The organism is Paenibacillus sp. OAS669, assembly GCF_014873645.1.
Taxonomy (GTDB): domain Bacteria; phylum Bacillota; class Bacilli; order Paenibacillales; family NBRC-103111; genus Paenibacillus_S; species Paenibacillus_S vulneris.
This window is the reverse complement of sequence record NZ_JADBDR010000006.1, coordinates 216,220-239,986: the sequence shown is the minus strand read 5'-3', so window position 1 is coordinate 239,986 and position 23,767 is coordinate 216,220. Positions and strand designations below refer to the sequence as shown.

At 51.1% G+C, this 23,767-nt stretch carries 25 protein-coding genes and 1 riboswitch; of the genes, 17 read left to right on the top strand and 8 right to left on the bottom strand.

Going from position 1 to position 23,767, the window contains the following annotated elements:
• Window positions 1-109: 109 nt before the first annotated feature.
• From GGC63_RS15580 to GGC63_RS15550, 7 genes are all read right to left on the bottom strand, one after another.
• On the bottom strand, window positions 110-1,087 hold the full coding sequence (locus GGC63_RS15580; RefSeq protein ID WP_192703085.1) for a FecCD family ABC transporter permease: 978 nt from the start codon (window positions 1,085-1,087) through the stop codon (window positions 110-112).
• Window positions 1,084-2,106, bottom strand: a complete 1,023-nt coding sequence (locus tag GGC63_RS15575) for a FecCD family ABC transporter permease (RefSeq protein WP_192703084.1) — start codon at window positions 2,104-2,106, stop codon at window positions 1,084-1,086. The genes GGC63_RS15580 and GGC63_RS15575 overlap by 4 nt, the downstream gene beginning before the upstream one ends.
• Window positions 2,107-2,111: 5 nt before the next feature.
• Window positions 2,112-3,083 carry an ABC transporter substrate-binding protein gene (locus GGC63_RS15570; RefSeq protein WP_192703083.1) on the bottom strand — a complete coding sequence of 324 codons (972 nt, stop codon included), beginning with the start codon at window positions 3,081-3,083 and terminating at the stop codon, window positions 2,112-2,114.
• A 98-nt stretch (window positions 3,084-3,181) separates the two neighbouring features.
• Entirely contained in the window at window positions 3,182-3,985 is an 804-nt protein-coding gene (locus GGC63_RS15565; RefSeq protein ID WP_192703082.1) for a helix-turn-helix domain-containing protein, read from the bottom strand.
• A gap of 133 nt (window positions 3,986-4,118) precedes the next feature.
• Window positions 4,119-4,769, bottom strand: a complete 651-nt coding sequence (locus GGC63_RS15560; protein WP_192703081.1) for an ABC-2 transporter permease — start codon at window positions 4,767-4,769, stop codon at window positions 4,119-4,121.
• Between the two features lie 5 nt (window positions 4,770-4,774).
• Window positions 4,775-5,626 carry an ABC transporter ATP-binding protein gene (locus tag GGC63_RS15555; RefSeq protein ID WP_192703080.1) on the bottom strand — a complete coding sequence of 284 codons (852 nt, stop codon included), beginning with the start codon at window positions 5,624-5,626 and terminating at the stop codon, window positions 4,775-4,777.
• Window positions 5,623-6,012, bottom strand: coding sequence for a GntR family transcriptional regulator (locus tag GGC63_RS15550; RefSeq protein ID WP_192703217.1), 390 nt, complete (start codon window positions 6,010-6,012; stop codon window positions 5,623-5,625). The genes GGC63_RS15555 and GGC63_RS15550 overlap by 4 nt, the downstream gene beginning before the upstream one ends.
• A gap of 234 nt (window positions 6,013-6,246) precedes the next feature.
• Here GGC63_RS15550 and GGC63_RS15545 point away from each other — a divergent pair, with 234 nt between their 5' ends.
• The 4 genes from GGC63_RS15545 (at window position 6,247) to rlmN (ending at window position 10,292) form a co-directional block, all read left to right on the top strand.
• Complete coding sequence (locus GGC63_RS15545) at window positions 6,247-7,380, top strand: SPFH domain-containing protein (protein ID WP_192703079.1); 1,134 nt, start codon at window positions 6,247-6,249, stop codon at window positions 7,378-7,380.
• 2 nt (window positions 7,381-7,382) lie between these two features.
• The gene (locus GGC63_RS15540; RefSeq protein ID WP_192703078.1) at window positions 7,383-8,126 is read left to right on the top strand and encodes a hypothetical protein; all 744 of its coding nucleotides are present in this window, start codon (window positions 7,383-7,385) and stop codon (window positions 8,124-8,126) included.
• 21 nt (window positions 8,127-8,147) lie between these two features.
• Entirely contained in the window at window positions 8,148-8,567 is a 420-nt protein-coding gene (locus tag GGC63_RS35350) for an NINE protein (protein ID WP_192703077.1), read from the top strand.
• Window positions 8,568-9,227: 660 nt separating this feature from the next.
• Window positions 9,228-10,292: a 23S rRNA (adenine(2503)-C(2))-methyltransferase RlmN gene (gene rlmN / locus GGC63_RS15530; RefSeq protein ID WP_079911269.1), complete on the top strand. Its 1,065-nt coding sequence runs from the start codon at window positions 9,228-9,230 to the stop codon at window positions 10,290-10,292.
• Between the two features lie 155 nt (window positions 10,293-10,447).
• Here the strand turns inward: rlmN and GGC63_RS15525 are convergent, their stop codons facing one another.
• On the bottom strand, window positions 10,448-11,695 hold the full coding sequence (locus GGC63_RS15525; protein WP_225948237.1) for a purple acid phosphatase family protein: 1,248 nt from the start codon (window positions 11,693-11,695) through the stop codon (window positions 10,448-10,450).
• A 197-nt stretch (window positions 11,696-11,892) separates the two neighbouring features.
• Between GGC63_RS15525 and GGC63_RS15520 the strand changes: the two genes are divergently transcribed.
• From GGC63_RS15520 to GGC63_RS15460, 13 genes are all read left to right on the top strand, one after another.
• The gene (locus GGC63_RS15520; protein WP_192703076.1) at window positions 11,893-12,606 is read left to right on the top strand and encodes a polyphosphate polymerase domain-containing protein; all 714 of its coding nucleotides are present in this window, start codon (window positions 11,893-11,895) and stop codon (window positions 12,604-12,606) included.
• A 3-nt stretch (window positions 12,607-12,609) separates the two neighbouring features.
• Window positions 12,610-13,305: a DUF4956 domain-containing protein gene (locus GGC63_RS15515; protein ID WP_192703075.1), complete on the top strand. Its 696-nt coding sequence runs from the start codon at window positions 12,610-12,612 to the stop codon at window positions 13,303-13,305.
• Between the two features lie 17 nt (window positions 13,306-13,322).
• Window positions 13,323-15,047 (top strand): CotH kinase family protein, encoded by a 1,725-nt coding sequence (locus GGC63_RS15510; protein ID WP_192703074.1) that lies wholly within the window; start codon window positions 13,323-13,325, stop codon window positions 15,045-15,047.
• A gap of 201 nt (window positions 15,048-15,248) precedes the next feature.
• Window positions 15,249-15,352: riboswitch (purine riboswitch) on the top strand.
• A gap of 163 nt (window positions 15,353-15,515) precedes the next feature.
• Complete coding sequence (locus tag GGC63_RS15505; RefSeq protein ID WP_192703073.1) at window positions 15,516-16,112, top strand: xanthine phosphoribosyltransferase; 597 nt, start codon at window positions 15,516-15,518, stop codon at window positions 16,110-16,112.
• Between the two features lie 13 nt (window positions 16,113-16,125).
• Window positions 16,126-17,421 carry a nucleobase:cation symporter-2 family protein gene (locus GGC63_RS15500; RefSeq protein WP_192703072.1) on the top strand — a complete coding sequence of 432 codons (1,296 nt, stop codon included), beginning with the start codon at window positions 16,126-16,128 and terminating at the stop codon, window positions 17,419-17,421.
• A gap of 176 nt (window positions 17,422-17,597) precedes the next feature.
• Window positions 17,598-17,861, top strand: a complete 264-nt coding sequence (locus GGC63_RS15495) for a hypothetical protein (protein WP_079911263.1) — start codon at window positions 17,598-17,600, stop codon at window positions 17,859-17,861.
• 216 nt (window positions 17,862-18,077) lie between these two features.
• The gene (locus GGC63_RS15490) at window positions 18,078-19,658 is read left to right on the top strand and encodes a stalk domain-containing protein (RefSeq protein ID WP_192703071.1); all 1,581 of its coding nucleotides are present in this window, start codon (window positions 18,078-18,080) and stop codon (window positions 19,656-19,658) included.
• 220 nt (window positions 19,659-19,878) lie between these two features.
• Window positions 19,879-20,322: a MarR family winged helix-turn-helix transcriptional regulator gene (locus tag GGC63_RS15485; protein WP_192703070.1), complete on the top strand. Its 444-nt coding sequence runs from the start codon at window positions 19,879-19,881 to the stop codon at window positions 20,320-20,322.
• Window positions 20,323-20,415: 93 nt separating this feature from the next.
• Entirely contained in the window at window positions 20,416-20,817 is a 402-nt protein-coding gene (locus GGC63_RS15480) for a DoxX family protein (protein ID WP_192703069.1), read from the top strand.
• A gap of 33 nt (window positions 20,818-20,850) precedes the next feature.
• Window positions 20,851-21,471 carry a nitroreductase family protein gene (locus GGC63_RS15475; protein WP_192703068.1) on the top strand — a complete coding sequence of 207 codons (621 nt, stop codon included), beginning with the start codon at window positions 20,851-20,853 and terminating at the stop codon, window positions 21,469-21,471.
• A 59-nt stretch (window positions 21,472-21,530) separates the two neighbouring features.
• Window positions 21,531-22,475: a ring-cleaving dioxygenase gene (locus GGC63_RS15470; protein WP_192703067.1), complete on the top strand. Its 945-nt coding sequence runs from the start codon at window positions 21,531-21,533 to the stop codon at window positions 22,473-22,475.
• Window positions 22,475-23,092, top strand: a complete 618-nt coding sequence (locus GGC63_RS15465; protein WP_192703066.1) for an alpha/beta hydrolase — start codon at window positions 22,475-22,477, stop codon at window positions 23,090-23,092. Before GGC63_RS15470 ends, GGC63_RS15465 begins: the two co-directional genes overlap by 1 nt.
• A gap of 29 nt (window positions 23,093-23,121) precedes the next feature.
• Entirely contained in the window at window positions 23,122-23,733 is a 612-nt protein-coding gene (locus GGC63_RS15460; protein WP_192703065.1) for a flavin reductase family protein, read from the top strand.
• Window positions 23,734-23,767: the final 34 nt, after the last annotated feature.

Genomic DNA, 23,767 nt, shown 5'->3' with positions numbered 1-23,767 from the left:
ATGAAGTGCAGAGGGAATGTATCCAGACAAAAAACAATCGGACCAAGCCCTGGGGCTCGAACCGATTGTTTTTTTGTTTTGGGTTCTAGTACAGCAGGCAGCAGCTTGCCTAGCGTCTTAACCTTTCCCGGCGCAGCAAATAGATGAAGTAGGGTGCGCCGATAACGGCGGTCATGATGCCGACGGGAACTTCGCGCGGGATGATGATAACACGGCCCAGGCAGTCGCCAAGCAGCATGAGGTCTGCGCCCAAGACCGCCGCCAGCGGAAGAAGCCATTGATTGAGGCTTCCGACAAGGCTTCTTGCCATATGGGGAGCCAGAAGTCCGATGAAGCCGATGGCGCCGACAGCCGATACGGAAATACCGGATAGGGCTACCGCCAATAAAAACAGCCAGAAGCGCTCGCGCACAATAGGCAGGCCTAGCGAGACGCTGATTTCGTCGCCAAGCTGAAAGACGTTCAGCTTCCTGAAGCTTCCGTAAGCAAAGGCGAGCAGCACGATCATAGCAGGCAGGAGGTACTGCACCTGGCTCCAGCCGCGTCCCCATAAGCTGCCGGACATCCACAGCAGCGCCATATTGACGTTGGTCGGATTCGTTACGATCAAATATTGAATTCCCGCTTGAAACACGGCTCCGATCGCTACACCCACAAGAGCCAGCGAAGCCGGCGTTAAGGTGAGCTTCCTGCTTAGGGCCAGCAGGATGAGAAAGGCGGCAACCGCCCCGGCAAATGCGGCTAGAGGCAGCACATAAATCGGCGATTGGGGGAACAGGAAAATAACGGCTGCCGCCATGAAGCCTGCGCCTTTCGTAATGCCTATCACATCGGGACTGGCTAATGGATTGCGGACCAGACTTTGCAGAATGCCCCCGGCAACAGCTAGCCCGAATCCAGCCAAAATCGCGACGAGGACACGCGGCAGCCGCAATTCATGAACGATGAAGTAGGAGGAACTGTCCTGATAGAACAAGCCGCTGCCGATATCGGACAACGGAATCGAAACGGCACCCACACTGAACGAAATGACACTTAAGATAACCATCGCCAGGCAAGCCAGAAGGAGAATCAGCGTATTTTTCATTTCCTCGAGCCTCCTTGCCGCCGTGATAAATAAATAAAGAACGGCGCTCCAATGGCGGACGTTACGATGCCTACGGGCGATTCAAACGGAAAAGCAATAAAGCGGCTGAATAAATCCGCATAGACGAGCATCAAGCCGCCGAGCAGTCCGGTCAACGGCACGAGAACGTTCAGGCTCGGGCCCGCCAGCGATCGGGCGATATGAGGAACGATGAGACATATAAAACCGATCGGGCCGCATACGGCGACGGCTGAACCGGCAAATACGATGACCAACAGCATTCCGGTTCCGCGAACGAGCGCAACCCTTTGGCCCAATCCTGATGCAATATCGTCATCAAGCGGCAGCAGGCGGAAGGCAGGCACCATGAAGCCGAGCAGCAGAAGCCCGCCGGCCAAAAAAGGGAGGAGCGCCGCCACCTCATGCCAGCCTGCGCGATTCACCGAGCCGACCAGCCAGAAGATCATGCTCTCTGTAGAGTATTGGTTCAAGATCATAGCCCCTTCAGTCAGGGATGACAGCAGGAAGTGGACGGTGATGCCCGCAAGGGCCATTCGGACCACCTGCTTGTGTCCGATGCCTGCTAACGACCAGACGAGGAGAGCTCCGGCGACAGCTCCCAAGAAGGCAAGCGCCATCGATGCCATCAATCCCAGTCCGGCGGACAGCACCAATCCAAGCACCACCGCTAAAGAAGCTCCGGCATTAATGCCGAATATATGCGGTGAGGCAAGCGGGTTCTTGGTCGTAAGCTGCGTCAATAGGCCCGCGAGGGCGAGCATAATGCCCACCATGCAGGCTGTCAAAGTGCGCGGCAGCCGCAGCGTCTGGATATACAGATGAAGCTTATCATGGCCCCGATAGGTAAGAGCCTCGAATAACGTGCCCCAGGACAGCTGCGCTTGCCCCCACTTGAGGCTCAGCAGCATGCCGCCGATTAACAGGAGTGAGCCCATACAAAAAAGGGAGAGCAGAAACCAAGAGCGGCTCTGCTTCTCCAATTGCGCGGAAGTTTCCATTTTGGTTATTCTCCCAGCTGTTTTAAAATATCTTCGGCGATTTTCTCCGATCCGAGCATGCCCCGGGATAGCGACCAATCACGGCGTTCCACCGTGTACACTTTATTTTTGGCGACAGCATCGATCTTTTTCCATAAAGGATTCGTTTCCCACTGGTTCACGATGGTTACTTTATCCGTTGGCATGAGGAACAACGCTTGCGGGTTGGTCTCGACCAGCTGCTCCAAAGTCAGCTGAGGATAAGCCGTATCGCTTTTTAAAGGATCGGTGAAGCCCAGCATTTTCAACATGGAGCCGGAATAAGAATGGTCGGAATGACCGAAGAAGCCGGTTGGATTGACTACGGCCGGAAGAACGGCCAGGTTAGCATCTTTAATCTTTTTCTTAGCCGCTTCCATTTTGGCTTGGTGCTCTTCGAGACGTTTCTTTCCTTCGGCTTCCTTGCCGACGGCTTTGGATGTAATGATGTAGTTTTTGAGCATTTGTTCGTAATCCGCCTGGAAGTCGTTCAACACAAGAATCGGTGCGATGGCTTTCAGCTGAGGCAGCGCATTCTTATGCTTATTGATATCGACGATAATGAGATCGGGCTTGAGAGAGCTGATCAGCTCAATGTTCGGCTCATAGCGGGAGCCAACGGATGTATAGGATTTTAACTGGTTTTTCACAACATCCATGAATAAGTCCTTATTGCTATCGTCGGCGATTCCTACGGGTTGAACGCTTAACGTTACCAGCATGTCGGTAAAGCTGAAGTCCATAGTCACGATGCGTTCCGGTTTCTTAGGAAGCGTGACCGTTCCCTGGGCGTCTTCGACGGTAATTTTGCCTTCGGCCGGGGCTGCAGAGGGAGAGCTGCCTTGGCCCGCTTGCCTGCTCTGCCCGGAATTGCCTGCGGTTTGACCGCAAGCGGCGAGGCTTATGGCAAGAACCAACGATAAAGTAAAGGTAAAGATGCGGCTAAATCGATGCTGCATGAATGTTCCTCCTGATAATAATAATTATTCTCAATTGATTTTAGCCGCATATAGAGGGTTCGACCATATCTAATTTGAAGATCGAGCATGTTATATTATTAGATTTTATCCAAGCTCTTGAGGTACTCCGTAGGAGAAAGGCCCGTTTCCTGTTTAAAGGTCCGGCTAAAATGGAAATAGTCCATGAAGCCGACGCGCTGGGCGATTTCTTTGGCGGGGAGCTGCGTTTGCTGGAACATTTGCTTCGCTTTTCGAATCCGCAGTCTGCGTAAGTAAAGGCTCATGGTGGTTCCCGTGAGGTTTTTGAACAAAACCGTGTAATGACCTACGCTCATTCCGGCACGTTCCGCCAGCATAGGGAGGGTGAGCTTCAGCATGTAATGCTCGTTTATATAGTTAAGGGATTCTTCCATGCTGACCGCAGAAGACTTGTCCTCCTGGGTCCATTGGGTCTCATATAAATAGATGAACAGGATGCGTTCCAGGAGCAGACGCTTGCGGACCTGCTGCACGAGTTGCTCCTCGTCGGAAGGAGTTTGGAGATCCTCCGTCATCCGGATCATCTCGTCCAGCATATACTTGATTTTTACTTCACTGTAAGTACGAAGCGGGCCATGCAGGGTCCAGGCACTGCTCTCGGGGAAGATGCGATATGAAATGACGAGGTATTCGGCCGATTTGGTTTTGGGAACCTGGATGGTGAAAGGGCTGTACTGCGGGTGGCAGGCGAAGCCTTGAGCAACCATAGCGGGCTCTTGATTGCAGCCTGAGATTAAGAGATGTCCGCGCAGTACGACAAGGATAAGGTGGCGGTCGGGAGGGCTGACGATGGTTTGAGCCGTAGTGAAGGTCTCTACTTGTTCGAACACCGGTATGATGGAAACGAGCTGTTGAAAACTCATCGTGGTCAGTCCCTCTCTTCCTGTCGTAATCCTTTGTTCATCATACAATGAAGGTGAAACGGCAGGCAACAAAAGAAAGGAGGTGCGGCAGACCGGATGGCCCGTCACACCCCCTTGTTTGGCAGGAGCGGTTCTAAAGATTTTGTTTTTCATAAATACGGATGGTAGCGGTCATAGAAATCATGCCTATCGCGAGCGCCAAGACAATAGGCAGCAGCCCCTGAACGATGGCCGGAACCGGAAGCGTCCAACGGAAGCTGATGTCGTTAGCTTGCATATATTTCAACAAAACCGGAACGATAAACGGCACGACGAAAATACTAATCGAGAACATATATCTCGCTTTTTCGAAGCCAAGGCGATACTGCACCGGAATCATGATCGAGAAGACCACTGTTAGAATAAGAAAGCAGTACGCAAATTCGGCCAAGCTTAACATCCCCATTTGCTGCGGAACCAGCCAGGAGGTTACGGTATATAGGATGGAGCAGCCGATAAATAGAAGCAGTAAAAACAAATATTTCGATTGAATGATCGCGGCCCTGCCATAAGGAGTGGCACACAGCAGGGCGGAGCCTTTGTGCTTGAACTCTGACATGGAGACGGAGCTGAACGTCAGGAACAGAATGTACAGCGTGCTTATAAAAAAGGCCAGGAAGCCGCCGGACGCAAGAAATTCCATTTTCATTTTGATAAACACAGGAAGGATAATGGCGGCGATAAACATGAGAATCATATACTTTTTGACGAGAAGGGAGTCTTTCTTCACCAGATTCAGCAGCATAGTCATTACCTCCTTATATAGCCGAGCATGATATCCTCGATGGTGGGCTTCTCCATAAGAACGCCAGCCATATTTTCCAGTACAGCCGGTTTGTTGTGGGTCAAGCCTTCAAAGCCATATGCGGTTTCGCGCAGTGTCAGAAACAGGTCCCGGGTATGCTCGTTAAGCTCTTTCTTGTCTCCTTTGACGAAGCCGTGGGTATCCAGCAGCAGGTCCTTATCCTCGTTAAAGATGATACTGCCTCTATCGATTAGAACCAGCGCATCCGCAATTTTATCAAGGTCGGAGGTAATATGCGTGGAGAAAAAGACGCTCTTGCCGTCCTGCTCCATAAACTCCAACAGGATTTCCATAATCTCGCTTCGTATTAAAGGATCCAGTCCGCTTGTCGGCTCATCCATGATCAGCAGATCCGCGTGGTGGGATAGGGCCAGTGCAATGGCATATTTCATTCGCATCCCTTTGGATAAAGTAGATATTTTCTGGCCGGGATTCAGCCCGAAGCGATCCATGTACTTGTGAAAAGCGGCATTATCCCAGCTAGAGTAGGCGGGCGCAAGAACACTTTTCATTTCTCCCATAGTTAAATCCTCATAGAAATAGCCTTCATCGAACACGATGCCGATCCGGTTTTTTAATTCCCGTCCATGCTTATCCATATCCTTGCCGAATACATGGATTTTCCCGGAATCCTTTAATGCTAATCCCAGAATGGATTTGATGGTTGTCGTTTTGCCGGCGCCGTTAACCCCGATAAAACCGGTGATGCAGCCTTCAGGCAGAGAGAAGCTGACATCGCGCAATTCGAAGGAGCCCCTATTGATGCGTAAGCCTTCGACTTCCAATACCGAACTCATGATTCACTATCTCCTTCCTCGAACAGCAGGTCCATCATTTGGTACAATTCGCTTTTACTGATGCCGAGCGAGCGGGCCGCATTCCATGCTTCGGTGAGCTTTTCTTCAACCATACGCCGCTTGGATTCCCGTAAAAGCTCCAGGTTACCTTGAGCCACATAGGATCCCTTGCCAGCCTTGGTCGTAATAAAGCCTTCCGCTTCCAGCTCGTCATATACTCTACGGGTCGTCAGCACGCTCACGCGCAGGTCATTAGCCAGTGCCCGAATGGAAGGAAGAAGCTCGCCTTCGGTTAATTCTCCGCGCAAAATGGCATCCTTAATTTGTCCTTTTATTTGCTGATAGATCGGGGGATCCGATACGTTTGAAATAATAATTTTCGTAATCCTTCACTCGCTCTCAACTGTGTATATCATACATATACAGAATATACAGATATCACAGGAATGTCAACAACCCGTCATGTTACGAAATCATTCTTTTCTTCCAGCAGCTTCATTAGCCGCGGCTCCGCTTTGTGGGGTGTTTATATCAAAATATCAAATAGGATTTGATAAAAAGAGACAAGGTGTATACAATTAAGACAATGTTTGGAAACGGCGAATGAAAGAGGGATTGATTTGGCTATCATTGATGTTATCAAATTTAATGGCATAGCGAATCGAGATTGGCTGGTTTATCGTTATCCTGGAGATAGCTTTGTGTATGGTTCGCAGCTTATCGTAGGGGAAGGGCAGATGGCGGTTTTTGTAAAGGGAGGAAGGGCACTGGACTTCTTCTCGCCCGGCACTTACACGCTTCGCTCCCAAAACATTCCGCTGCTTCAGTCGTTTATCAACCTCCCCTTTGGCGGCAGAACCCCGTTCTCGGCAGAAGTGTTCTTTATCAATAACACCGCCAAGCTGGACGTGCTATGGGGTACGAGCGACCCGATCAGTCTGATCGATCCTAAATACGGAGTTCGGATAAGAGTTCGGGCCTTCGGTCAAATGGGCATGAGAATTACCAATTTCCGCGTGTTTTTAACGGAGCTGATCGGTGCTGTCGGCGACGCGCAGGTCGTGAAATATGACACGGTGATGGGCTATTTCAAAGGCGTTACGGTCACGAAGGTCAAGACGATGATAGCGGATTTGATTATTAACCAGAAAATATCGGTCATGGAAATAGCGCCGAAGCTGGAGGAACTATCCGAGAAGGTTCATGAGAGCCTCGCCGGGGAATTCGAACGGTTCGGCATCGAAATGATAGACTTCAACCTATCGTCTATTAATTTCCCGGACGAAGATTTTGAGACTATTAACAAGCTGCTGGGCGAAAGAGCGGCCTTCGATATTATGGGAGATTCCCGCTATAACGCGAAGCGTTCATTTGACGTGATGGAGGCCGCGGCAGGCAATGAGATCGGGGGCGGGATGGCTGCCGCCGGTATGAGCTTCGGCTTTGGGGCAGGCAGCGGGCTTATGAGCAGCAGCTTCTCCCAGACATTAGCCCACTCTTCTGTGTACAGCACTTCCTGTCAAGCCTGCGGACATATGAACGAGCCGGGGGATAAGTTTTGCGGCAACTGCGGCGGCAAGTTAAGCAAGGAACAAATCGAATGCTATTCCTGCCATATGCTGATAGATGAGAATGCCAAATTCTGCTCGAATTGCGGAAGCTCAATGCTTTCCAAGCCATGCCCCAGCTGCCAGAAGGTGAATAAACCCGGGACCAAGTTCTGTGCCGAATGCGGCACGAAGCTGGGGGGCTGAATGTGAGCAGGACGGATGTTCGCAGCTACCGCATGCTGCGTTGGCTGGCGGCGGCAGCCTTTGATATTGCAGTTATTTTCGGTGCGATGACCTTGCTCTCTGAGGCGTTCTTGTTGGAACCAGAGAAGCAGGCGATAGCTGGTATGGTTCTGGCAGCGGGGCTGATTGCGGTCAATGGGATTCTCGTGAGGCCGCAGCTGTTTTTTAGAAACAGCAGCTTCCCTTATTGTGTATCGATGATTATGCTGACCGTCGCCTATTTCCTGATCTCCAATCTGATCTCAGTATTGTTTATTTTCGGCAGTATGCTCGGGTATATAGGCTGGGAGCTGTTCCTATTCGCTCTGTATGCGGCTCTCTATGCGATTCTATTGTTTTTTGCCGGACAGGATTCGGATGATAGACTTAGGACCAAGCTCGAGCGGGATGTCAGGCATACGATTCAGGCGCAGCTCAGTACAATTGAAGAAGCCTTGCGGGACAAGGAACCGAATCCTGCCGCCGTCTCTATTTGGAAGGCCTTCCAATTGCTGAAGGAACGCCTCCAGGCTTCAACTCCGTTTGGAAGAATAGCGGGCAGCAGTCAGATCATGGAGCTGGAGCATAGGGTGCAGGTGAATCTGGATTTCCTGCAGCTGCATATGAAATCCAGCCTTCATGAAGGCAACCTGAACGACATTTTAAAGCTGATTGAGGAAACTCATACGCTGCTTAATTATAGGGAAGCATTGAATATCCAATCATAATACAGAGAGGAGCTCAGACCTATGAGCACAAAAAACTGCCCTTCCTGCGGCGCACCGGTTGCATTGAATACGACCGAATGTAAATATTGCGGCGAAGAATTCTCCTTTGCTCCGCCGCCTAACCCGCAAATGCACCAAAATGTTCCTCGTGAAACACAGCAGCCTTTTGTCAACAACAACATTTACGTCAATTCGGCGCCTCCACCACAACAGGTCTGGGTCCGTCCTGCCAAAAGTAAAATCGTTGCAGGGATACTGGCTATTTTACTGGGAGGCTTCGGCATTCATAAATTTTATTTGGGCAGGGTCGGCTGGGGCATCGTGTATTTGCTCTTCTGCTGGACGTATATCCCGACCTTGATCAGCCTGGTTGAAGGCATTATTTACTTTGCCTCAAGCGATGAAAGCTTCAATATGAAATATGGAACCAAAACATTTTAAGAGTAACCGGCGAACGTAAACAAGAAAGACGCCCATTCTTTCATCTGGAAAGGAAGGACGTCTTCTTTTTGTGATTCTCAAGGCATTGATAGCGACTTAAACGAGCCGCAGAACGAAAGCTTATTCTTCTTCATCCCATTTGCGCGAGTATGCTTTCTTGGTGATCCAGAACGTCAAGCCAAGAACGATAACCAAGCAAACAACCGACCAAAAGATGATGACACCCATGACTAACACGATCCTTTATTATATATTGTAGTGCTGGCAGTTCGTATGCCCCGCTATCTGTAATCTGTGCCTAAACTGGTTGTAGGATGGAGACATGGTTGCCTGATTTATGGTATCTATATTGTAACACGCCGTTTCTTCAGTCTGTCCGGGGAATATGGCGATATTATAAAATAAAAGCGCAGGAAAATCCAATCGGATCACATCATAAGCTTTGGACGGAGATATTTTTAGGTGAAGACATGGTTATTAAAGCGCGGGCTGCTATCGACTGGAAGTATTCAAGCGAGTATGCCTGAAGCGGCGTTGACGGAGCTTAAGGATGCTAGGCAATATTGGATAACAAATAACTGCCCTGACCCCCTTGTTTTAGCAAACTAATTTTGGGACAATAATAGGACTGAATTTATAGAGTTGAAAAGAGGATATCATATGAATAAAGAATCCATCTACGGATTGACGCAGGAGCAGCTGATAGCATGGCTGCAAGAGCATGGTCATAAAAAATTCCGCGCGGCGCAGGTGTGGGATTGGCTTTACCGCAAGCGGGTAACCGACTTCGCGGAGATGAGCGACGTTCATCCGGATTGTCTTCAAGTGCTGGCGGAGCATTTCGTCATTTCTACGATGAGTGAGCACACGAGACAGGAATCCGCGGACGGAACGATTAAATTTCTGTTCAAGCTGCGCGACGGCAACTTGATTGAAACGGTACTCATGCGCCATAAGTACGGCTTGTCAGTATGCGTCACGACGCAGGTCGGCTGTAATATCGGATGCAGCTTCTGTGCAAGCGGCTTGCTTGCGAAGAGCCGTGATTTATCAAGCGGCGAAATCGTGGAGCAGATCATGAAGGTTCAGCTGCATCTCGATTCTGCGGGTCAAGGGGAGAAGGTCAGTCATATTGTCGTGATGGGCATCGGAGAGCCGTTCGACAATTACAAGAACATGTCCGACTTCATCCATGTGGTCAAGGACCACAAAGGACTGGCTATCGGGGCAAGACATATTACGGTATCGACCAGCGGTCTGGCCGATAAAATTATCGAATTCGCCGACTCGGATCTGCAGGTGAACCTGGCCATTTCGCTGCATGCGCCTAATGACGAGCTTCGCACCAGAATTATGAAAATCAACCGGGCCATTCCGCTGAACAAGCTTATGCCGGCCATTGATTACTATTTGGAGAAAACGAAGCGGAGAATTACGCTGGAATACATTTTGCTGAAGGACGTCAACGATCGCAAGGAGCATGCTCTTGAGCTGGCAGAGCTGGTCGGTCACCGTCGTCAGCTGGCTAACGTCAACCTGATTCCTTATAATCCGGTCGATGAGCACAGCCAATACCAGCGGAGCGAGCAGGAATCGATAACGGCCTTCTACGATACGTTGAAGAAGCAGGGTATCAGCTGCAGCGTCAGGCTGGAGCACGGAACCGATATCGATGCCGCCTGCGGGCAGCTGAGAAGCAAGCAATTAAAGCAATCGATCGGGTAAGCAAGAAGGAACGACAGGAGAGAGCACATCCATTAGGGGTGTGCTTTTTTGCGGTTGAAGCTCGACGCGAATCCATATGGGTTACGGATAACGTACCACCCTTAACCGAGCTCTATTAAGCCTCGGCAAGGGCATTCTTTTCGCTAAAGCAGCTCCTAGCTCTCGTGACGGATCACGAATTCGTCCCATTTTACCCCATCCGCATCAAAGGCTTGATAGGTTAATGAAGACCCCTCGATCGTAATGCCGGCAAACATCGGCTTCTGATTCTGGAAATGGACCTTATGGTAGAACAGATCCTTTTTCTTTTCATTGAACTTGGCGCCGGCAGCATTGGTGACCACGTATACGGTCCCTTCATGATTAACTATCGGCCCGTCTCCGTTCCCCGTTATTTTACCGCCGCGCAGGGGATACGATCGGGAATATTCGTGATTATGCCCCTGCAGGACAAGATCGACCTGGAATTCATCAAACAGCTCGCTCCACTTCTCCACCTTCTTATACGAATTTCCTCCGTAGACCCCTCTGTGCATGGCGACAATCTTCCATGGCTTATCGGTACGGGCCAGATCGCTCCGGAGCCATTCGGTCTGTCCGTTGATATTGGATTCCGTATTTAATACGACGATGTGGGCGCTGCCGTAATCAAACGAGTAATTGGTACCGGGAATGGAACCTTTCGCCCCGTTGGCGGGCAGCTGGAAATGGGCCAAATATCGGTCCGCATTGCCGTTCATTTCGTCGTGGTTACCCGTGACCGGCATCAGAGGAATTTGCTTCAGCCAGCTGCGGGTCTTGCCAAAGAAGGAATCCCAGCCGGTTTCCTCCTCGGGATCCTCCGTCAAATCGCCATTATGAACGATGAATCCGGCATGGGGATAGATCTTGAAGGCTTGGTCCAGCGTCCTGCCCCATTGCTCGAAATCCTTCTCCGTCTTCCCTTGGGAATCCGTAACGTTAATGAACGTGAATCCGTTCGTTCCCTCCGGCTCCGTCCTAAACGAGGAGAGCTCGCTCCAACCCGTACCTTGGCCGCTGCCAACTCGATAGGAATAAACCGTACCCGGCTCCAGTCCGGTGATTTCCACTGTATGAACCGCCTGAGACTTCTTTTTCTCCATCTGGATGACAGCCGTGGACCCTGTGAGCGTCTGGACGTTATCTCCTGTAAACTGTGAGCCTTTGACCCATTGAATGACGGCTGCATCCTCTGGATTTTCCGTGAACCAGGTGAATGCCCGGGTCGTACGGGGGTCTCCATGAAACGTAGTTGCTATCGATTTAGGGGTGCTGGACGCGTGGACCGGGCCCTGCTTTTGTGATTCCAGCCATAGAGCGGCTCCGACGACAACTACAGCCAATGCGATGAGCCAAGCGGCGCTTTGATATCGGATCATCATGGGGGCACTCCTTTCCTGCCATATCAGACTAGTGTAGCTCTATTGTAAAGGAATTGTAAACTTTCAGTTACCGCTCAGTTGCCGCTAAGCGTGAGTTCAGTTAGGGACGATACAATACTTTCTGTAATGAAGAGACAGCTGGATGGGAAATGGAAAAACCAGATACAGGGTGGATCTGATATAGAAAGAGGTGTGACATGAACAAGAGCTTGAAATACCGGCATGAACTCAAATTTTTCATTAACCAGCATCAATTTTACATTATCCGCCAAAGACTCAAAAGCTTGATGAGCCCCGACAGCAATGTCGGCTCTTCAGGGGAATATCACATTCGGAGCCTATATTTTGATGATATGAGCAATAAAGCGCTTCATGAGAAGCTGGGCGGAATCAGGGACCGGGTTAAGTACCGGATTCGCATTTATAACGTGCAGGACGATGTGATTCATTTTGAGAAAAAAATCAAATTCAACGATTACATTGCAAAAATGAAGGAGCCGTTGACCCGGGAGATGTACGAGCAGATTGCAGCCGGACAATTCGAGGTGCTGAACAATCCGGAGAAGCCACTGCTGATGGAGCTTTATCATGAAATGAACCATCATCTGCTGCGGCCCAAGGTCATCGTCGACTATGTGCGGGAGCCTTATGTATGCCATAACGGAAACGTTCGGATTACGTTCGACAAGGAGCTAAGGACCGGGCTGCACTCGACGGATCTGTTCAGCAAGCAGCTTAAGCCCGTCCGGGCTATCGACGAGAATCTGATCATTCTGGAGGTCAAGTACGATGAGTACATTCCGGATTACATTAAGTTTGCTCTGCAGCTTGAAGGACTGAACAGGCAATCGGCATCCAAATACGTGATCTGCAGAAAATTTCTGAAATACAACACTTGGGAGGATTATTGATCTATGGATACAAACACAACGACAACGAATTTTACGGATTTACTAAAAAAATCGGTCGTCAGCAATTTTGTTTCGGATATGAACCTGTCGAAAATCCTGCTGTCGCTGGCCGTCGCCTTTTTCATCGGCTTCTTTATTTACTTATTGTACAAACGGGTGTTCAGCGGCGTCCTGTATTCCAAAAGCTTCAACATCTCGTTGATCGGCATGTCTATGGTTACGGCGATGGTCATTATTGCGGTTAACTCGAACCTTGTGCTGTCGCTCGGTATGGTGGGCGCGCTGTCTATCGTTCGTTTCAGAACGCCGATTAAAGATCCGACGGACCTGATCTTTCTGTTCTGGGCTGCCGCTGCAGGGATCGTGTCCGGTGCAGGCTTCTACACGTTAGCTATCGTAGGCTCTGTCATTATCGGCTTGGTGATGTTCTTCTTTATCCAAAAGTCGTCCTTCGAAACACCGTATCTGTTAGTGGTCAATTGTGAGGGAGATGCTGCGGAACAAGAGGTCCAATCCATGGTCAGCCGCATGGTAAAAAGGTACAACGTGAAGCAAAAAACGGTGACTCACGGCAATATCGAAACGACCCTGGAAATTCGGCTTCGCGATAGCGAAGGGGCCTTTGTCAATCAAATTAACGAGCTTCAAGGCGTGAAAAATGCGGTGCTCATCAGCTACAGCGGTGATTATGTGTCCTAAGAATGGAGGTGTCAGGAATGAAAGCGAAAGCAATAACGCTTCTTCTATGCATCTGCCTGATCTTGGGATTAACCGGATGTGGAGTGACGGGCGGCAGCGGCATGGCCGGAACCGGCGGTGCTGCGGCGACAAACGGCGTCAGCTCAAGCAAGTCGGATAAGGAGAAGAGCATAGATGAGAACGTATTTCCGAAGGATAAAGTTATTGATGTAAAGATTACGCTTGACCCAAATGATTTCCAGGATATGCTGGACAATGCCAGCGCGGAGGAGTTCAAGACTGCGTCGGTGGATTATAACGGCAAGCATATAGATCATGTGGCCGTCCGGACTAAAGGAAACCTCAGTCTGCGCAGCGTCGTCAATTCAGATTCGGACCGGTACAGCTTCAAAATCGCGTTTGACGAATACATTTCAAGTCAAAGCTTGGAGGGTATTACCAAAATCAATCTGAACAATAATTACAGCGATCCCACCTATATGCGGGAGTTTCTAGCCTATGAGCTGGCCGAGCAGATGGGCCTGCCGACACCTAAATATTCCCATGTCAACTTGTACGTCAATAACGAGCTGAAAGGCTTGTACCTGGCTGTAGAGCAGCTCGGGGAGTCCTATCTCGAACGGAATTTCGGCAGCTCCAACGGAGCTTTGTACAAAGCGAACGGCGGCAACGGCAGCGAATTGAATTGGCTGGAAAAGGCGAGCGCCTATACGGGACTCGATCTGAAGTCGGGCTCTACAAAAGGAGAAGAGCTTCTGGCCATGGTCAATGAGCTGAACAATGGAACCGATTATGAAAAGGTGCTGGACGTTGAGGAGGCCCTGAAATTTATCGCTCTTAATATGGCTACCGCTAATATGGACAGCTATTTGGGAGGCAATAAGCATAATTATTATTTGTATGAAAATAAAGGGACATTCTCTATACTGCCCTGGGATTACAATATGGCGTTCGGTGGCCTTGGTGGAACGGGGATTCTGATGGATGAGCCAACCCAAGGGGCTGTAGCGGACCGGCCTTTGGTCGACAAGCTGTTGAAGGTTGATAAGTATAAGGAGCAGTACCACCAGATCGTCCAAGAGATGGTGCAAGGATACTTATCCGAGGATAAGTTTGCCGCGCGTGTCCAGGAGCTGGCCGATCTGATCTCGGATGGTGTGGCCAAGGACCCGACGGCCTTCTATACCTACGACCAATACCAGCAGGGAATCACCCAGCTCAAATCGTTTAATTCGCAAATGGTTGCCAGCCTGACGAAGCAGCTGGACGGTACAAGTCCTTCTTCCGGCGACGGTTCAGGAAACGGCGGCGGCATGGGCGGTGGTATGCCCGGCATGGGCGCCGGCAATAACAACGGAAAAAAAGGCCAGCAAGTGCAGGCCCAAGCGGCCGCCGTCAACGGGCAAGTCCAGCAGAACGGCCAAGGAGGCCAGCAGGTGCAGAATGGCCAAGGGGGCCAGCAGGTGCAGAACGGCCAAGGAGGCCAGCAGATGCAGAACGGCCAAGGAGGCCAGCAGGCGCAGAACGGCCAGGGGGGCCAGCAGATGCAGAACGGCCCCGGAGGCCGTCAGGGTGGCCCTGGAGGGGGCTTTGGAGGTCCAGGCGGCGGTGGCCCTGGGGGACCGGGAGGCCAACAGCAGCCGCAGGGAAGCGCCAGCGAAGCAATGATGGCGGGAGCAGCCTTTATAGCATTGCTTGCCGCGTGCTTTATCGTAGTGTTTTATAAGCGCAAACGACTCTAATTCCAACCAAGAAGCCAGGGGGCAAGTCTCCCTGGTTTTTTGCCGTATATTATGGCCTGTCGAGCATCAATCCGACAGGAAAACCGGCGGACGCCCCAGTTCATTCCAAGGGAAATATTCCATGCTCCGGGAGCCCGCGAATCTTGTCGATTTATGATAAATTTCCTCTTGAAACGATAGATACTAACGTGTACTATAGACAAAGATAACTTCATATGAACTCGTATAATTTTGGGGATATGGCCCATAAGTTTCTACCGGACGACCGTATGAATCGACCGACTATGAGTGAAAAGCGCATCTAGGGTTCCGTTTCTATTTCCTGATGGAGTAGAAGGGCTGGTCCGAGCGATGCGGGCACGGTTGCGTGCTACACCAACAGGGACAAAAACCCAGAAGGACAGGCTTCACTTGAGGAGTGCTCAAGGAGCCCTGTCCTTTTTTTCATGAAAAGGGGCGAACACAGTTATGAAATTACTTCAAGAACGCATACGTCAAGAGGGACTGATCCTGTCCGATACCGTATTGAAGGTGGATTCGTTTTTGAATCATCAGGTGGACACTCAGCTTGCGCTGGAGATCGGCAAGGAATTCGCGCGTATTTTCGGGGGCAAGACTATTACCAAGGTACTCACCATCGAGGCCAGCGGCATTCAGTTTGCCATGGCTGCGGCCATCGCGATAGGCGTTCCGTTTGTTTATGCCAAGAAGAAGAAAGCCGTCACTCTCGCTGAGAACGTATACTCGGCACCGGTACATTCGTTTACCCGGCAGGAAACGTATCAGGTCAGCGTTTCCCAGAAGTATCTGAATCCGGGCGATAAGGTGCTGATCGTCGACGATTTTCTGGCTACCGGCGCGGCGCTGGTCGGACTGGTCGATATCGTGAAGGAATCGGGCGCCGAGCTGATGGGCGTCGGGTGTGTCATCGAGAAGAGCTTCCAGGAAGGAAGGGGCCTTCTGGAGGAGCGGGGCGTAGAGGTTCACTCTTTGGCCCGCATTGCTTCGATGTCGCCGGGCGAGGTTCATTTTGTTGAGGATCAACCTATAATCCAAAAGGTCTAGGGGAGATTAAAGAATGCTAAGCAAACAAAAGGTAGTGACGCTAGGCTTCCAGCACGTGCTGGCCATGTACGCCGGGGCCGTTGTCGTGCCGCTGATCGTGGGGGGAGCACTGAAGCTGACTCCCGCCCAAATGGCTTACTTGATCGCTGCCGATCTGTTCACATGCGGACTCGCTACGATCCTGCAGGTCATGGGAACCCGATTTTTCGGAAGCCGTCTGCCGGTCGTGCTGGGATGTACGTTTACGGCAGTGGGACCGATTATCGCTATCGCATCAACCTCGAATTTAGCGACCACGTACGGGGCCATTATTATATCCGGCCTATTCGTCGTTCTGGCTGCGCCGCTGTACGGCAAAATGCTCAAATTTTTCCCTACCATCGTAACCGGATCGGTCGTAACGATCATCGGACTTTCGCTGATTCCGGTCGCTATGAATAATGCCGCAGGCGGACAGGGCGCTCCGGATTTCGGACAGCCCCACAACCTGCTGCTGGCTGTGATTACGCTGCTCGTAATTTTGCTGGTAAACCGGTTGGCCACAGGCTTCCTTCGCGCTATATCGGTGCTTATCGGCTTGGTGGTCGGTACCGTAATCGGTTATTTCATGGGCATCGTGCATTTCTCGTCGGTTGGCGAAGCATCCTGGTTCAGCATTGCACAGCCGTTTTACTTCGGTATTCCTCAAATTAGCATTACCGCTATCGTGACCATGATTATTGTCAACATCGTGAGCATGGTGGAGTCCACAGGCGTTTATTTCGCCGTAGGCAAAGCTACGGATCAGAAGGTCGAGCAGAAGCAAATCGTGAACGGGTTGCGTTCCGAAGGCTTGGCGATTATGCTGGGCGGTATTTTCAACGCTTTCCCTTATACCGCTTTCTCGCAAAATGTCGGCTTGATCTCTTTGACCCGTGTGAAGTCCCGGGATGTTATTTTCGCCGCGGGCGGGATCATGGTCGTACTCGGATTGCTGCCTAAGCTGGCTGCGCTGACGACCGTCATCCCGAATGCCGTACTTGGCGGAGCCATGATCGTGATGTTCGGCTCGGTTGCCGCTTCCGGTATTTCCATCTTATCCGAGGTGGATCTGCGCAAAGAGCGGAATCTGCTGATCGCCGCTTGCAGTATCGCGGTCGGTCTGGGCTCGGCAACGCTGCCTCAGATGTTCGACCAGCTGCCGGACTTTGCCAAGATGCTGCTGCAAAACGGCATCGTATCCGGCTCCCTGACAGCCATTGTATTAAATCTGTGCTTGTCCAGCTCCAAGGATGAAGCCTCATCCGGGGCGGACCCTAAAGCCGCTTAAGTTCATGGTGCTCCAAGCATTCTGTTGACCGATAATAAGCCTCCGTTTGTGTGAAAGAAGCTTCTTTTACGGACGGGGCTTTTTGCTGGTTAAGAAACCCGGAGGAATAGAAATGTAGGTCGTAAGCGCAAATTATGTTACAATGGCACTAAAAAGACAGTAAGGGGATAACGATCATGAGCGAAGCTATTAACGAACAGGAGCTTGTGCAGTTCATTGCGGATAAGACGAAGGTGGACGAAGCGAGCATCAGGCTGGTTTTGAAGCATGAGCAGACTTTTATCAATAACGCCAAGGAAGATGATATCGACAGCGATGAGATTGTGGATTATGTAATGAGCCGCAAGGATGTCAAATTGGACGAGCTGACGGTCGAAACCATTCTGGATCTGGAAATGGACTACCTGACGGAAAAGGGCATCGTCACCTATATCGATTAATTCAATGCGTACATAGAGGCTCTTATCCCTGAGGGGATGAGAGTTTTTTGCTGCTTACGCATGTATTTTCGCTTGACCTCCTCCTGTCATGATGAGGATAGTACGAAAAGAGTTAAGATTCCCTCCCGATCGGTCGATATACCAAGTAGGAGTTTCGACACCTGATGGAAGATTTTATACAATAGAGACAGGATGTACAGGGAGGGATAGCCGGGTATGAAAAAACGATACGCTATGCTATCGGCTTGTTTGCTGTGGGGCGCACTGGCGCTGCCCTATTCCGTGAATGCCGCGGCGGAACGGCCGATACGAGTCTATTTGGACAATAAGCTGGTCAAATTCGAGGTACAGCCGGTGCTGGAAAATGGGACGACACTCGTGCCTTTCCGGGCTATCTTTGAAAAGCTCGGGCTGACTGTGGGCTGGGATGCAGACACGCAGACGGTAACTGGCACCAAGGATGGCTTGACGATCGAGTTGGTTATCGATGATACGGATGCCTATGTGAATGAAGAGTTGAGTGAGCTGGAGCTGGCGCCGCGGCTGGTGGACGGCAATACGCTCGTTCCGCTCCGTTTTGTCAGTGAAGCCTCCGGCAAAGAGGTCAAATGGGTTCAGAATACATCCACCATTTATTTGACTACGCCCAAGAGCACAACCACACCGGGGAAAACCGGAAGCACCGGGGGAACGGCGAATCCGTCCAAGCCGACAGACACGACTACGGACAGCTCCAAGCCTGTAAAAGGGGAATACGTGTACCCGAATGGAGATAAGTATACGGGAATGCTCGTCGACGGATCTCCGGAAGGGAAGGGCAAGCTGGTCAATTCGATCGGGAAGGTGCTGTTTGATGGGACGATGGCGGACGGCGTACCGAAGGACGGCCGTTCCAAGAGCTATTATGACAACGGCCAGCTGGAGACCGATGCCGCTATGAAGGACGGCGTGCTGAGTGGAGCCGGGAAGCAGTATTCGGCAGCGGGAAGCCTGGTTTTCGATGGAACATTCTCAAACGGGGAGCGCTCTAACGGTACTCTGTATTACGAGAATGGGGACAAATACACGGGCCCGTTTGATAACGGACAGCCTAGCGGCCGAGGCAAGCTGGTATATAAGAACGGAGACGTCTATGAAGGCGACTTTGTTGACGGCAAACGGGACGGCAAGGGAACCTACACCACGTCCAAGGGCGAGAAGATTACAGGGGATTTCAGAAACAATATGATGGACGGCATGATCTCCTATTATGATAAGAAGGGGACGTTGCTGTCCGTCAGCGAGTACAGCAATGATGTTCTGATCCGGAAAGTCGAGATAGGGAATGATACGACGACGCTGCCCAACACCAATCCAGGCTCGCAGTCCGATCCGATAAAGCAGGAGAATGAGCGGCACGAGAAGGCTCTTTACGAGATTAAAGAGAGGTACAATCAGGACCGGAAGCAGCTGGAGGACCAGCTCGCACAGGTGCGCAAGGATAGTCCCGGGGCTTACTCCAGCCAGGCATCCTACGATAAAGCGCTTGATGAAGCGCGAACGAAGCATAAGGAGATTCTGGATAAAATCAATTCGCTCTCGGGAGACAGCTCCAAAACAGCGGAAACGGCGAGAGCCGAGCTGGAGAAGCAGCTGGCTGACGCCCAGACGCTGATCGACCAAATCTTTAAAAAAGGAGCGGCCCAGCAGCAGATCGAGTCGTTAAAAACCCGTTTGAACGAGCTGAGAGACGGTTACACGGCGGAATTGAAAAAGGAAAACGACCGCCACTCCTATGCAATCAAGCAGTTAAAATAATCAGCGTAAGAGCAAAGCCTGCGATAGCGGGCTTTTTCTTATAAGGAAAGGGAAACGACGGATGGACGCACCCAACAAAGGGCAAATTAACGGCTGCTGGAACAAATCCGAAGGAGAAATGCCGGAAGGAAATAATTTTAAAAATAACGTGTTGACAAATAGATCAAAATAAAGTATCTTAAATTTAAGACATTTGATCAACACATCGGAGGTGAGCAGGATGGCACAGGATCGCGAGGCTTCCCTGGACTTATATATCGCACTATCAAGAGCAAGCCAATGGGTGAATGCACACGCCGATCGGGATATCCGAAGTCATGGATTAAATAGAACCGAGTTCGGTGTTCTGGAGTTACTGTACCACAAGGGGGCGCAGCCCATTCAACAAATTGGCGGCAAAGTACTGATGAGCAGCGGCAACATAACCTATGTGGTAGATAAGCTGGAGAAGAAGGAATTCGTGCAGAGGAAGGCTTCTACCGAGGATCGGCGTCTTATCTTCGCTGAGATTACCGATAAAGGCAAGCAGTTCATCGACGACGTGTTTCCTCAGCATGCCGAGGTCATCGAGAAAGCGGTGGAAGGACTCACCCTCGAGGAGAAGCGGGTCGCAAGCCAGCTGCTCAAGAAGCTCGGCAAGCACGCACAGAATCATTTTAAGTAGTTCTGCACAATACTGCAGATAACTGCTTTCATTTTTACCATATATCTTAAAATTAAGATTCTTTAAATTAATAAAAAAACGGAGGGATTTCAAATGAGTATTGCATTAGGGTTATTGATTGTACGTCTGGTTGTAGGCTTGACCTTTGCGGGGCATGGAGCCCAGAAGCTGTTCGGATGGTTCGGTGGCTACGGTCCCAAAGGAACCGGGGGCTGGATGGAGTCGGTCGGCATTAAGCCGGGCGTGCTGATGGCGGTGTTATCCGGGCTGATGGAGCTGATTGGGGGCTTGCTGTTCGCTGCCGGCTTGTTCACAGAAGCAGGAGCCGCGCTGATTGTCCTCACGATGCTGGGTGCCATAGTTAAGGTCCATGGGAAAAACGGCTATTGGGCAACCTCCAACGGCTATGAATACAATCTGATGCTGATTGCTGTAGCCGTAGGCGTAGCATTGATCGGTGCAGGAGCTTATTCTTTGGATGCTTTAATCCGCTAATTTTTGAAAAACATAGGATGGAGTGAGTCTGTTATGAGCGATTTTACAACGTTATTGAAAGCACGCAGATCGGCAAATAACTTTATTCCCGGTGTGGAAATACTGGATAAGGAGCTGGAAGAACTGTTCCAGCTTGTCAAATTCGCTCCGTCCGCCTTTAATCTGCAGCATACGCATTACCTTGTCGTGAGGGATCCGGAGCTCAAAAATAAAGTATACGAGGCGGCCAACCGGCAGTATAAGGTCAAAACCGCTTCCGCGGCAATAGTCGTCCTTGGCAACAAGGATGCCTACAAGGAGGTGGCTGCGATCAACGAAGGCCTTCTCCAGCTAGGGGTCATGAGCAAGCAGGAATATGACATGACCGTCGAGTCGGTTCTTGGGTTTTATGAGGAGCGAGGGGAAACGTTCAAGCAGGAAGAAGCGATTCGCAATGCCAGCTTGTCCGCTATGCTGTTCATGCTCGCCGCGAAGGATAAGGGCTGGGATACGTGCCCGATGATCGGGTTTGATCCGGAGGCGCTTCGCAGTGAGCTTCATATCCCCGATAACTACGTCCCGGCCATGCTGATTACGATCGGCAAGGAAGCCAGTCAAAGACCGCGCGGCTACCGCAAGCCGACCGGAGAGTTTGTCAGCTACAACACCTTTTGATAGATCGCAATTTTACTAATACAACATTAATTAACCATAGATAAAGGAGAGATTTTACAATGACTAAAACAGCTGGAATTCATCATATCACCGCATTCGTAAGGAATGCACAGGAAACCGTCGATTTCTACTCTGGAGTGCTTGGTTTGAGACTGGTTAAAAAAACGATCAACTTCGATGCGCCGGAAGTGTACCACTTGTATTTCGGAGATCAGATCGGAAGTCCGGGCACGATCATTACGTTCTTCCCCTATGCAGGGTCCCGTAAAGGCCGTATCGGCGGCGGGCAGGTTGGAATTACCTCGTATGTGGTCCCTGTCGGCTCGCTGGAGTTCTGGGAAGCCCGGTTGAAAAAACTCGGCGTTTCTGTGATGAAGTCGGAACGATTCGGCGAGCAGTACCTTCAATTCTCCGATAAGGATGGGCTGCGGCTTGAAATTGTCGAGAGAGAAGAAGGAGCGCCTAGCCAATGGTCGTTCGGGGGCGTTCCGGCTGAGAAAGCCATCAAAGGGTTCGGAGGCGCGGTTCTGTTCAGTACGGCCCCGGTTCAAACCGGCCAATTGCTGGAGCAGGTCATGGGGCTTCAGAAAATCGGCCAGGAGGGGTCATATACCCGCTACAAAGCGACAGGTGACTTGGGTAACGTTATCGACGTGAACGTAACTCCGATGGAATATGGGCACGGCGGAGCAGGAACGGTTCACCATATCGCATGGCGGGCTAAAGACCATGAAGAGCATGAGCTGTGGAGAAGCAAAGTGGAGCATAGCGGCTTCCGTCCGACTCCTATCATTGACCGTCAATATTTCAATGCTATCTACTTCCGTGAAGAAGGCGGAATCCTGTTCGAGATTGCTACAGACCCTCCAGGCTTTGCACGCGACGAGACACCGGAGGAGCTGGGTGAGAAGCTGATGCTTCCCGCATGGTACGAGGCGAACCGTCCGCAAATCGAAGCGAATTTGGATCCTATCGAAGTACGTGTATTGGAGGGCGATGAATAATGAGGCATCTATTTCAAAAAGGAACTGACAGCGAAGCACCGGTGCTCGTGCTATTCCATGGTACGGGAGGGACGGAGCGCGACCTGCTGCCGATAGCTCAAGCATTGTCGCCGGGCTCCTCGGTATTAAGCCTCCGCGGCAATGTGCTCGAAAACGGAATGCCGCGCTTCTTCCGCCGGCTGGCGGAGGGAGTGTTCGATGAGGAGGATCTGATCTTCCGTACGAAGGAAGTCTATGATTTCCTCGATCAGGCTGCCGCAGAGCACGGCTTGGACCGCCGGAATTTCGTGGCAGTGGGCTATTCGAACGGCGCTAATATCGCCGGCAGCCTCTTGTTCCACTATCCGGATGCGTTCAAGGGAGCGGTCCTGCACCATCCGATGGTTCCGCGCCGTGGAATCGGATTGCCGGATATGAAGGAGGTGCCGGTCTTTATCGGGGCCGGTATGAACGACCCGATCTGCTCGCCGGAAGAGACGGAGGAGCTAACGTCGCTGCTTAAAGGAGCGGGAGCCTCCGTCACCGTCCATTGGGAGCGGGCAGGGCATCAGCTGACCCGTACTGAAGTGGAAGCAGCAGCCGAGTGGTTCCGGGAATCATTTGGATCGGCTCAATGAGGACTACTTAAACGAAACGGGGTGCTTCCTTGATAACCATCCATCCTAGTGAGATTAGTGAACGGGAAAGCTATAAGCTGCTTATCGGGAGCATCATCCCAAGGCCCATTGCCTTGGTGACGACGCTCTCCTCCCAAGGGGTAGTGAACGCGGCGCCCTTTAGCTACTTCAATATTGTTACCGCAGATCCGCCTATGATTTCGGTCTCTGTACAAAGAAAGCAGGGCCGCAGTAAGGATACGGCCCGTAATGCGGCGGCTACGGGAGCCTTCGTTGTTCATATAGCAGACGAAGCCTATATTAGCGAGATCAATCGGACGGCCGCTTCACTTCCGCCGGAAGAGAGTGAGGTGGCCTGGGCAGGGCTGTCTACTGTAAAGAGCGACATGATCCCTGTACCGGGTATTGCTGAAGCGCGAATCCGAATGGAATGCCTGCTGGAGCAGTCCATTCCACTCGGCGGCACGCCGGAGAGGCCCGCTGCCGATCTGTTAATCGGCAGGGTGGTATGCTTTCACATCGACGAGTCTGTCTACGATCACGGCCATATCAAGGCGGATGCGTTGAAGCCGGTAAGCCGGCTTGCCGGAGCCAGCTACTCGAAGCTGGGCGAGCAGTTCGTGCTGGATCGCCCGGAATAACGCCTTAAATAGAAAGAAAAAGGAGCAGCCCTAA